The sequence below is a fragment of the Eudoraea sp. genome (assembly GCF_049665975.1).
Classification (GTDB): Bacteria; Bacteroidota; Bacteroidia; order Flavobacteriales; family Flavobacteriaceae; genus Eudoraea.
Genome location: NZ_JBATGR010000409.1, coordinates 1 through 1,969, shown reverse-complemented (window position 1 = coordinate 1,969; position 1,969 = coordinate 1). Strand labels below are relative to the sequence as shown.

The 1,969-nt window shown below is 43.7% G+C and carries 1 protein-coding gene; it reads left to right on the top strand.

Translation table 11 applies throughout. The features are described 5' to 3' along the window. On the top strand, positions 1–1,969 hold a 1,969-nt coding region (locus tag WBN20_RS13605), incomplete at both ends, for a hypothetical protein (RefSeq protein ID WP_424282082.1).

Below are 1,969 nucleotides of genomic sequence, written 5' to 3'. Positions count from 1 at the left end.
GGTAACCCTCAACGACTTTAACAATGATGCAGGTTTTATTACCGGAGCAGATATTGTAAGTCCGGCTCCGAACAATTCCATTACAGACAATGTAGTAGCTTTTTACGATAATACCCCACTACAAAATGATATCGCAGCCAATACTGCCGCAATAGCTGCGGATGGGGATACGGATGCTACGAATGAAATACAGAATCTTGCACTTGCCGGAAATAATCTAACCATTTCGGGAGCCAACACAGTTTACTTAGGTGCTTTTAACAACGCCGGGACAGATGATCAACAACTTACCCTTACAGGAAATAATCTGATAATTGAAGATGGCAATACCGTAGATTTATCAGCACTTAACAATCCCGGAACAGATGAGCAGGATTTAACCGGAGCCACCTTAAGCGGGGCAAATATTTTACAAATAGATATTGAAAACGGAGCCTCAGCCACGGTAGACCTTTCTGCCTTGAGTGGAACTGGTACTGACGATCAGAACCTAACTTCGGCAACCCTTACAGGGAATACACTGCAGATAGATATTGAAAATGGGACTTCGGCAAGTGTCGACCTTACTCCTCTAAGTGGAACTGGAACTGACGATCAACAACTTACTCTGACAGGTGGAAACATTTTAACCCTCGAGGACGGTGGCACGGTAGATCTGAATCCGTTTTTGGATAATACCGATGACCAGAACATTACTAATTTTGCTTTTGACGGTCTTACCAATGTTTTGACCATTACTTTAGAAGATGGCAATACGCAAACTGTAGACCTTACCGCTTTGGCTACTGGTGCGGGTACAGATGATCAACAATTAACAATAACGGGTGGAAATATATTAACCCTTGAGGACGGAGGCACAGTAGATTTAAATCCGTTTTTGGACAATGTGGATACTGATAATCAGAACATTACAAATTTTGTGTTTGATGACCTTACCAATATTCTGACAATTACTTTAGAAGATGGCAATACCCAAACAGTAGATTTAACGGCCTTGGCCACGGCAGCAGGAACTGACGACCAGGTTGCTGCTGAAGTACCGTTTACACCAACAGGAAATACTCTTTCCGTTGAAGTGCAGTCCGCCATTGAAGAATTACAAACCGAAATTGATGGTATCTCTGCAGGCGGGGCTGCCAATCCGACAGATGAACTTCAGAACTTACTATTGAATAATACCGAATTGTCTCTTACCCCCCCAGCTACACCTAATTTCCCGATTGATTTGGATCCCGTTTTTGCAACCGATGCGGAATTAGCCGCATTAAATGTAGATGATGCAGATGCGGATCCTGCCAACGAGATACAAGATTTGAATCTGGCAGCAAATACACTTACAATAACCAACAATGCAGGTGCAACACCTATTGATCTTTCCCCTTATTTGGATGATACAGATACTGATGATCAGACTGCCGTACAAGTCCCTGTAGCTGCTACTCCAACAAACTATGTGGCAGCCACTCCAGATGTGGAAGCTCATTTAACAGGTATTGATCTTGTTCTGGCAACGGCTGGCGGAAATCCCACCGATGAGATTCAGGATTTGAATCTGGCAGCAAATACACTTACTATAACCAACAATGCAGGTGCAACACCTATTGATCTCTCACCCTATTTGGACGATACAGATACCGATGATCAGACTGCTGTACAAGTCCCTGTAGCTGCTACTCCAACAAACTATGTGGCAGCCACTCCAGATGTGGAAGCTCATTTGACAGGAATTGATGTGGCGTTGGCTGCCGGAGGTGGAAATCCCACTGATGAGATTCAGGATTTGAATCTGGCAGCAAATACACTTACTATAACCAACAATGCAGGTGCAACACCTATTGATCTCTCACCCTATTTGGATGATACAGATACTGATGATCAGACTGCTGTACAAGTCCCTGTAGCTGCTACTCCAACAAACTATGTGGCAGCCACTCCAGATGTGGAAGCTCATTTGACAGGAATTGATGTG